We start from the raw sequence: 9,482 nt of genomic DNA on the forward strand, positions 1-9,482 counted from the left end.
GCGGGTGACGGTGTCACTTGGCGTTGAAGTAGTTCGCCTCCGGGTGGTGCACCACGATTGCGTCGGTCGCCTGCTCCGGCACCAGCTGGAACTCCTCGGACAACTGCACCCCGATCCGCTCCGCGCCCAGCAGCTCCACGATCTTCGCCCGGTCCTCCAGGTCCGGGCAGGCCGGGTAGCCGAACGCGTACCGGCAGCCGCGGTAGTCGGTGCGCAGCAGCCCGGCCAGGTCCGCCGGGTCGTCGGCGGCGACTGTACGCCCGCCCGGCAGGGTCAGCTCGGCGCGGATCCGCCGGTGCCAGTACTCCGCCAGGGCCTCGGTGAGCTGCACCGACAGGCCGTGCACCTCCAGGTAGTCGCGGTACTCGTTGCCGGCGAACATCTTCGCGGTGTACTCGCTGATCGGCTGCCCGACGGTGACCAGCTGCAACGCCACCACGTCCAGCTCGTCGCCCTTGGGCCGGAAGTAGTCGGCCAGGCAGAGCCGCCGCTCCTGCCGCTGACGGGGGAAGGAGAACCGAGCCCGCTCGGCGTGCCCGTTCTCGTCGAGCACCACCAGGTCGTTGCCCTCCGAGTACGCGGGGAAGTAGCCGTAGACCACCGCCGCCTCGAGGACCTGGTCGGCGATCAGCCGGTCCAGCCAGTACCGCAGCCGCGGCCGGCCCTCGGTCTCCACCAGCTCCTCGTACGACGGTCCCTTGCCGCTGCGGGCGCCGCGCAGCCCCCACTGGCCGAGGAAGGTGGCCCGCTCGTCGAGCAGCGCCGCGTAGTCGGCCAGCGGCACCCCCTTGATCACCCGGGTGCCGAAGAACGGCGGGGTGGGCACCGCCACGTCGGTGGCCACGTCGGATCGGACCGAGGAGTCGTCCAACTCGGGCAGCGCCTCGCTGACCATCGCCCGCTGCCGCTCCCGCCGGGCCCGCCGGGCGGCCAGGGCCGCCTCCCGCTCCGGGTCGACCACCGGCGCGCCGCCGCGCTTGGCCGTCATCACCCGGTCCATCAGGGACAGCCCCTCGAACGCGTCCCGGGCGTAGTGCACCTGGCCGGGGAACATCGACCGCAGGTCGTCCTCGACGTACGCCCGGGTGAGCGCCGCCCCACCGAGCAGGACCGGCCACCGCTCCGCGACCCCGCGCGTGGCCATCTCGGCCAGGTTCTCCTTCATGATGACCGTGCTCTTGACCAGCAGCCCGGACATGCCGATCGCGTCGGCCCGGTGCTGCTCGGCGGCGTCGAGGATCGCGTTGATCGGCTGCTTGATGCCGATGTTGACGACCTCGTAGCCGTTGTTGGACAGGATGATGTCGACCAGGTTCTTGCCGATGTCGTGCACGTCGCCCTTGACGGTGGCGAGCACGATCCGGCCCTTGCCGCCGTCGTCGGCCTTCTCCATGTGCGGCTCCAGGTAGGCCACCGCGGTCTTCATCACCTCGGCGGACTGGAGCACGAACGGCAGCTGCATCTGGCCGGAGCCGAACAGCTCCCCGACCACCTTCATGCCGTCGAGCAGCAGGTCGTTGATGATGGACAGCGGCGTCCGGCCGCCGGCCATCGCCGCGTCCAGGTCGGCCTCCAGGCCGTTGCGCTCGCCGTCGATGATCCGCCGCTTCAGCCGCTCCTCCAGCGGCAGCGCGGCCAGTTCCTCGGCCCGGGTGGCCCGCGCCGAGGCGGCGTCCACCCCCTCGAAGACCTCGATGAACCGCTGCACCGGGTCGTACCCCTCGCGGCGTCGGTCGTAGACCAGGTCGAGGGCAATTTCGCGCTGCTCATCGGGGATCTTCGACATCGGCAGGATCTTGCTGGCGTGCACGATCGCCGAGGTCAGCCCGGCCTGCACGCACTCGTGCAGGAAGACTGAGTTGAGCACCTGCCGGGCCGCCGGGTTGAGCCCGAAGGAGATGTTGGAGATGCCCAGGGTGAAGTTGACGCCCGGGTAGCGGGCGGCGATCTCCCGGATCGCCTCGATGGTCTCGATGCCGTCCCGGCGAGTCTCCTCCTGCCCGGTGGCGATCGGGAAGGTCAGCGCGTCGATCAGGATGTCCGAACGGCGCAGCCCCCACCGGGTGGTCAGGTCCTCGATCAGCCGGGCCGCGATGCGTACCTTCCAGTCCCGGGTCCGGGCCTGGCCCTCCTCGTCGATCAGGAGAGCGACCACGGCGGCCCCGTGCTCGGCGACCACCGGCATCACCCGCCCGTAGCGGGAGCCGGGGCCGTCGCCGTCCTCGAAGTTCACCGAGTTGACCACGCAACGCCCGCCGAGCATCTCGAGCCCGGCCTCGACCACCGCCGGCTCGGTCGAGTCCAGCATGATCGGCAGCGTGGAGGCGGTGGCGAACCGCCCCGCCAACTCGCGCATGTCCTGCGTGCCGTCCCGGCCCACGTAGTCGACGCAGAGGTCCAGCAGGTGCGAGCCGTCCCGGGCCTGACTGCGGGCGATCTCCACGCAGGCCTGCCAGTCGGCGGCGAGCATCGCCTCGCGGAACGCCTTGGAGCCGTTGGCGTTGGTCCGCTCCCCCACCATCAGCACGCTGGCGTCCTGGGCGAACGGCACGTGGTGGTAGATCGAGGAGACGCCCGGGTCCTGCCGCGGCTCACGGGGGCCGGGGCGGGCGCCGTGCAGCCGCTCCGCCACCACCCGGATGTGCTCCGGGGTGCTGCCGCAGCAGCCGCCGACCAGGGAGACGCCGTACTCGGCGACGAAGCGCTCGAGGGCGTCGGCGAGCTCCACCGGGGTCAGCGGGTATTCCGCACCGTCGGCGGTCAGCTGCGGCAGGCCGGCGTTGGGCATCACCGACAGCGGCACCCGGGCGTGCTGGGAGAGGTAGCGCAGGTGCTCGCTCATCTCCGCCGGACCGGTCGCGCAGTTCAGCCCGATCAGGTCCACGCCGAGCGGTTCGATCGCGGTGAGGGCCGCGCCGATCTCGCTGCCCAGCAGCATGGTGCCGGTGGTCTCCACGGTGACGTGGCAGATCAGCGCGACCTTCCGGCCGGTCTCGGCCATCGCCCGGTGCGAGCCGACCACCGCGGCCTTCACCTGGAGCAGGTCCTGGCAGGTCTCCACGATCAGCGCGTCCGCGCCGCCCTCGATGAGTCCGGCGGCATTCTCCTGGTACGCGTCCCGCAGGGTCGCGTACGCGGCGTGCCCGAGCGTGGGCAGCTTGGTGCCCGGGCCGATCGAGCCGAGCACGAACCGGGGCCGGCCCGGTGTGCTGTACGCGTCGGCGGCCTCCCGGGCGATCCGCGCGCCGGCGGCGGAGAGCTCCCGGATCCGGTGCTGGATGTCGTACTCGGCGAGGTTGGCGAGGTTCGCGCCGAAGGTGTTGGTCTCGACGCAGTCCGCGCCGGCCGCCAGGTAGGCGTCGTGCACCCCGCGGACGACGTCCGGCCGGGTGACGTTGAGGATCTCGTTGCAGCCCTCCAGACCCTCGAAGTCGTCGAGGGTCAGGTCGGCCGCCTGGAGCATCGTCCCCATCGCCCCGTCGGCGATGAGGATCCGGTCCGCAAGCACATCCAGCAACGAAGTCCGCACAGAGCCAGGTTAGTGCGACGCCTCGCGCCCTGGTCGAGCCATGCTGGCCTTCCCACATACTGTCAGCCGGATCACCAGGTCCGGTTTGATTCCTTTGGGCAACTGGTCCGGCCCCCGACCGGCGCGGCCGGCGGGCCGCATCCCGCGCCTGCACGTAGGCTGGCGGACGTGAAGGACATCAGGGACGCCACCGTGCCCGGCGGGCGGATGTCGGGGCAACGGCCCGGCACCGCTCGCGACGAGCAGGGCGAGGTGACGGCGTGACCGAGTTCGACGGGCTGCCGGTGCTGCGGTCCCCGGTCGCCATCGCGGCCTTCGAGGGATGGAACGACGCCGCCGACGCCTCCACCGCCGCCGTGGAGCACCTGGAACAGGTCTGGCGGGCCCGGCAGGTGACCGAGCTGGACCCGGAGGATTTCTACGACTTCCAGGTGAGCCGGCCGACCATCACCATGGCGGAGGGCGAGACCCGCCGGGTGGAGTGGCCCACCACGCGTTTCATGGTGGCCAGCCCGGAGGGCACCGAGCGGGACGTGGTGCTGATCCGCGGCATCGAGCCGAGCATGCGCTGGCGCAGCTTCTGCGAGCAGGTGCTGGAGATCTGCCACAGCCTGGAGGTCGAACGGGTGGTGCTGCTCGGCGCCCTGCTGGCCGACGTGCCGTACACCCGGCCGCTGCCGATCAGCGGGAGCGCCTCCGATGCCGAGGCCGCCCAGCGCTACCAGCTCACCCCCACCCGCTACGACGGGCCGACCGGCATCGTCGGCGTGCTGCACGACGCCTGCACCCGCGCCGAGGTCGACGCGGTCTCGTTCTGGGTGCACGTCCCGCACTACGCGAACAACCCGCCCTGCCCCAAGGCCACCCTCGCGCTGCTGCACCGGGTCGAGGAGGTGCTCGACCTGCCGGTGCCGATGGCCGACCTGGCCGAGGAAGCGGCCGAGTGGGAGCAGCGGGTGCGCAGCGCCGCCGAGCAGGACGCCGAGCTGGGCGAGTACGTCCGCGAGCTGGAGGAGCGGGTCGGCGACGCCGGCATCACCCCGTTGACCGGGGACGAGATCGCCCAGGAGTTCGAGAAGTACCTGCGCCGCCGCGGTGGCTCGGCCGGTCCGACCGCCGGCTCCTGGTAGCCCCTTCCCCGTCGCTCAGCGGGCCCCGGACGGTGACGTCCGGGGCCCGCTCTTTTCGCGTGTCAGGGTGGCGGCGTCACGTCCGCTAGGGCATCCTAGGAACCTAGCTGTGATGAGGAGGCGGGCATGCAGATCAACCCGGGCGCGGCCGAGTTCCCGCACCGGCAGATCGCCGCGCAGCTCAAGGCCCAGGTGCGCCGCGGCGACTGGGGGCCGGGCGAGCGGTTGCCGTCCATCCCGGCCATCGCCGAGATGTTCGGGGTCGCCAAGCAGACCGTGCAGCGCGCCGTCGACCAGCTGCGGGTCGAGGGCATCCTGATCACCAAACCCGGCTCCGGTACGTACGTCCGGGGCACCCGGCGCCGGCTCAACCGGCTCTCCCGGGGCCGGTACGGCGGCTTCCGCGGCTACCACACCGACCTGGCCGCCCGGTACAAGCAGCAGCTCGTCTCGGTCGGCCGCTCCCCCGCCCCGCCGGAGGTCGCCGACGCGTTCGGGGTGTCCGACGGCACCGAGTTGCTCTGCCGGCGGCACCTGGTACGCACCGACGAGTCACCGGTCGAGGTGGGCGCCTCCTGGTTCCTGCCCGTCGACACCGCCGGCACCTCGCTGGAGCGGACCGAGGCATTCGGCCGACCGCTCTACCAGGAGGCCGAGGAGGCCACCGGCCGCCGGTACGTCACCGCGACCGACACGATCAGCGCCCGCCAGCCCAGCCGGGAGGAGGCGGAGATCCTGCAGATCCGCCCCGACACCCCGGTGCTGCACCTGCTGCACGTCGCCTACGACCCGGCGCACAAGCCGATCGAGGTCGCCCAGGCCACCTGGCCCGGCCCGATGACCACCCTCACCGAGGAGTACAAGATCCCCTCCCCGACCCCCGATCCCACCCCCGACCCCGGCCTGGTCCTGGGCTGACCCCGCCCCCGCCGCTCGACCACTGCGGCGATCTTACAGTTGTAGCCCTAGCAAGCCGGACGAAAGCCACCAAGCTGCGGCCCCAAGTGCAAGATCGGCGTCTGGGGTGGGTGGGGGGTGGGTTAGAGGCGGATGCCGAGGAGGGCGTCGAGGGTGTCGGCGAAGAGGGCGGGGGCCTGGGCGTCGTCGGCGACGCCGGCGAGGGCCTGCGCGGCCCAGGTGTCGGCGACCGTCAGCGCGCCGGGCGTGTCGAGGTCGTCGGCGAGGCGGGCGCGTACCCCGGCCAGGAGCTCGGCCCCGAACGGCCCGGCGGGGACCGCGGCGGCCCGGCGCCAGCGCGCCAGGCGCTCCTGCGCGGCGTCCAGCAGGTCGTCGGTCCACGACCGGTCGGCGCGGTAGTGGCCTCCGATCAGGGCCAGCCGGACCGCCATCGGGTCGACCTGGTCGGCCCGCAGCCGGGACACGAAGACCAGGTTGCCCTTGGACTTGGACATCTTGTCGCCGTTCAGGCCGATCATGCCGGCGTGCACGTAGTGGTCGGCGAAGGGCGCCTGACCGGTGAGCCGTTCCGCGTGCGCGGCCGAGCACTCGTGGTGCGGGAAGAGCAGGTCGTTGCCGCCGCCCTGCACGTCGATCCGGTCGCCGAGCAGATTCAGCGCGATCACCGCGCACTCAATGTGCCAGCCGGGGCGGCCGGCGCCCAGCTCGCCGCCGGGCCAGGACGGCTCGCCCTCCCGGGCGCCGCGCCACAGCAGCGGGTCGAGCGGGTCACGCTTGCCGGCCCGGCCCGGGTCGCCGCCCCGCTCCGGGAAGATCTCCAGCATCTGCTCCCGGGTCAGGTTCGACTCGTACCCGAACTGCGGGGCGGCGGTGATGTCGAAGTAGACGTCGCCGGTGCCGTCGTCGAGGCGGTACGCGGCGCCGTCCTTCAGCAGGACGAGGACCTTATCGGCGATGTCCGGGATCGACTCGACCGCCCCGACGTAGTGCGCCGGCGGGATGATCCGCAGCGCCTCCATGTCCTCCCGGAACAGCGCGGTCTCCCGCATCGCCAGGACCTTCCAGTCCTCGCCGTCGCGCTCGGCCCGCTCCAGCAGCGGGTCGTCGATGTCGGTGACGTTCTGCACGTAGCGCACGGTCAGGCCGGCGTCCAGCCACATCCGCTGTACTAGGTCAAAGGTGATCATGGTGGCGGCGTGCCCGAGGTGGGTGGCGTCGTACGGGGTGATGCCGCAGACGTACATGGCGGCGGCGCCGTCGGGCTGGCTGAGCCGGGCACCCTGCCGTGCCGAGTCGTACAAGCTCAGTGGCACGCCCTCACCCGGCAGCCGTGGCACCTCGTGTCCCGCCCAAGACTCCATGACCGTCAGCCTAGCGATCCGCCCACGCCCCCGAAGCCACCCCAGGGGTGATCAACGCGACAACGGTTCACATGGGCGGCCAGGGCATCGCCGGCCAGTCCTCCGGCGGCGGGGGGAACCGCCCGCTCTCCCGCAGCCGGTCGACGCGGACGGCCAGCTCGGCAACCTCGCCGATCGTCAGGTGCTCGGCCAGCTCCTCGCCGAGCGCTCCGGCGACCTGACCCGCCAGCGCCTCGAGCATCTCCACCGCGTCGGGCGGCAACTGCCGGCCGGCCCACCCCCACAGCACCGTGCGCAGCTTCTCCTCGACGTGGAAGCACACCCCGTGGTCCACGCCGTAGATCCGGTCGTCCGGCCCGACCAGCACGTGGCCGCCCTTGCGGTCGGCGTTGTTCAGCACGGCGTCGAGGACGGCGAGGCGGGCCAGCCGCGGGTCGTCGGCGTGCGCCAGGGCGTACGCGGCGCCGTCGTCGTCGTCGCGGGCCGCGGCGACCGGGAACCAGCGCGGCGGCACGGCGTCGGCCGGCACGAATCCGACCAGCGGCTCGGCGTCCTCCGGCTCGTCGATCCAGAGCTGGCACGAACCCGGACCGAACGGACCATCCCGCAGCACCGTCGGTGGCACCAGGTCCCACCCGGTGGCCCGGGAGACCAGGTAGGCGGCGACCTCACGGCCGGCGAGCGTGCCGTCCGGGAAGTCCCAGAGCGGGCGCTCACCGCGCACCGGCTTGTAGACGCAGCGGGCCGTCATCCCGTCGATGGTGAGGATCCCGCGCAGAGTGGTGTTGGAGGCGTCGACCAGCCGCCCCTCGAGGTCGAGTTCACCGTCGCTGAGCAGGCGGAGAGCGGCGGCGGCGTCCTGTCGGGGCTGGAGTTCCGACGACGTCACCGGTGATAACCGTTGTGCCGGGGACAGAGGTGGCCGGCCGGGTCCAGCGGCTGACCGCAGAGCGGGCAGGGCGGACGGCCGGCGCTGACCACGCGACGGGCCCGCTCGATGAACTCGCGGGTCGCCTCGGGCGTCAGCCGCACCCGGAGCCGGTCGAGGTCCTCGTCCGGCTCCTCCGGCTCCTCGTCCTCGTCCTCCTCGTCCTCCACGTCGCCCAGCTCGACAACGGCCTCCGCCTCACCGACGGCGATCGCCTCGATCACCACGGTGGCGGTGTCCACGTCGAAGGCCAGGCCCAGGGTGCCGACCCGGAACTCCTCGTCGACCGGGATGTCCAGCGGGTCGTTGTCCCCGACGGCCGCCAGCGCCTCCGGCAGCTCCACGCCGAACCGGCGCTGCGCCTCGGAGAGCAGCTCCTCCAGCTTCTCGGCGAGCAGGGACACCTGGACCTTCTCCAGCGCGACGCTGACCAGCCGGCCACCGCCGCGCGCCTGGAGGAAGAACGTACGCTCCCCCGGCGGGCCGACGGTCCCGGCGACGAACCGCTCCGGCGGCTCGAAGGCGTGCACCTGGTGGGTCATACCCACGACCCTATCCGGCGCGTGGAAGCGTCGCGCACCGCACCGACGGTGGTTCAGCCGAGGGCGAAACGCCGGCAGCACACGCCACCGCCTCGGGCGTGGCGACGCGGCTCACGAGGCCGCCCCCGCGCCACCGCCCACCGCGGCGTCGGAGTCGACCGCCCGGCTGGCCCGCCGGCGCCGCTTGCGCGGCGGCGGCACCAGCCCGGCCAGGTCGCCGCCGGTGTCGTTGAGCCGGACCAGGAACGGCCGCAACGGCGTGTAACGGATCGCGGTCACCGACGCCGGGTCCGCCACGATCCGCTGGAAAAGATCCAGGTGTACGCCCAGCGCGTCGGCCACGATGGCCTTGATCACATCGCCGTGGCTGCAGGCCAGCCAGACCGCCTCCGGGCCGTGCTCGGCGCTGACCCGGGCGTCCCAGGACCGCACCGCCGCCACCGCCCGCGCCGACATCGCGGCCATCGACTCCCCCTCCGGGAAGACGGCGGCGCTCGGATGCTGCTGCACCACCGGCCAGAGCGGCTCCTTGGCCAGCTTCTTCAGCGGCTGCCCCTCCCAGCTGCCGTACCCGCACTCGATCAGCCCCTCCTCCACCGCCGGCTCCACCCCCGGCAGGGCCAGCTCGAGGGTCTGCCGGCAGCGGATCAGCGGGCTGGTCACCACCGCCGCGAGGGGAACGCCGCGCAGCCGCTCCCCGACCGCGGTGACCTGGGCGCGACCGGTCTCGTCCAGCTCCACCGGCTGCCGGCCGGCCAGGCCGCCGTCGGCGTTCGCGGTGGTCCGGCCGTGTCGCAGAAGGAGAAGGGTCGCCACGGTCACCACCCTAGGGTGTCGGGGGGGTCGACTGGGTCGTTGCCTTGTCCCGCCGTGCCTTTCGGTCCGTCGGTGGTTGCGGTTCGGGTGTTGCCGTGCCTTGCGGTTCGTGGGTGGTTGCGGTGGGGGGTGTGGCCCGCCGTGTCCGGCTCCGGGCGGTCAGGCTTGTTCCCTGCGCCGGTCACGGCGGGCCCCACCCCGGTCGTGGGCGGGGTCCGCGGGGGTGGTGCGGGGGTGTCCCGTGGGTGTGGTAGCCGC

The 9,482-nt window shown here is 72.7% G+C and carries 7 protein-coding genes; 2 read left to right on the forward strand and 5 right to left on the reverse strand.

Annotation, left to right across the window (positions count from 1 at the left end; translation table 11 throughout):
• Positions 1–13: 13 nt before the first annotated feature.
• Positions 14–3,529, reverse strand: a complete 3,516-nt coding sequence (gene metH, locus SLP03_RS27120) for a methionine synthase (protein ID WP_319463471.1) — start codon at positions 3,527–3,529, stop codon at positions 14–16.
• Between the two features lie 260 nt (positions 3,530–3,789).
• Between metH and SLP03_RS27125 the strand changes: the two genes are divergently transcribed.
• On the forward strand, positions 3,790–4,659 hold the full coding sequence (locus tag SLP03_RS27125; RefSeq protein ID WP_319463472.1) for a PAC2 family protein: 870 nt from the start codon (positions 3,790–3,792) through the stop codon (positions 4,657–4,659).
• A gap of 126 nt (positions 4,660–4,785) precedes the next feature.
• On the forward strand, positions 4,786–5,577 hold the full coding sequence (locus tag SLP03_RS27130; protein WP_319463473.1) for a GntR family transcriptional regulator: 792 nt from the start codon (positions 4,786–4,788) through the stop codon (positions 5,575–5,577).
• A gap of 122 nt (positions 5,578–5,699) precedes the next feature.
• Here the strand turns inward: SLP03_RS27130 and mshC are convergent, their stop codons facing one another.
• The 4 genes from mshC to SLP03_RS27150 all read right to left on the reverse strand — a co-directional run bounded on the left by mshC (position 5,700) and on the right by SLP03_RS27150 (position 9,233).
• Positions 5,700–6,938, reverse strand: a complete 1,239-nt coding sequence (gene mshC / locus SLP03_RS27135; RefSeq protein ID WP_319463474.1) for a cysteine--1-D-myo-inosityl 2-amino-2-deoxy-alpha-D-glucopyranoside ligase — start codon at positions 6,936–6,938, stop codon at positions 5,700–5,702.
• Positions 6,939–7,005: 67 nt separating this feature from the next.
• Positions 7,006–7,827 (reverse strand): SCO1664 family protein, encoded by an 822-nt coding sequence (locus tag SLP03_RS27140; protein WP_319463475.1) that lies wholly within the window; start codon positions 7,825–7,827, stop codon positions 7,006–7,008.
• Complete coding sequence (locus SLP03_RS27145) at positions 7,824–8,408, reverse strand: DUF3090 domain-containing protein (RefSeq protein ID WP_319463476.1); 585 nt, start codon at positions 8,406–8,408, stop codon at positions 7,824–7,826. The genes SLP03_RS27140 and SLP03_RS27145 overlap by 4 nt, the downstream gene beginning before the upstream one ends.
• A gap of 111 nt (positions 8,409–8,519) precedes the next feature.
• Entirely contained in the window at positions 8,520–9,233 is a 714-nt protein-coding gene (locus tag SLP03_RS27150; protein WP_319463477.1) for a histidine phosphatase family protein, read from the reverse strand.
• Positions 9,234–9,482: the final 249 nt, after the last annotated feature.

The organism is Micromonospora sp. RTP1Z1 (assembly GCF_033804685.1).
Taxonomy (GTDB): Bacteria; Actinomycetota; Actinomycetes; order Mycobacteriales; family Micromonosporaceae; genus Micromonospora.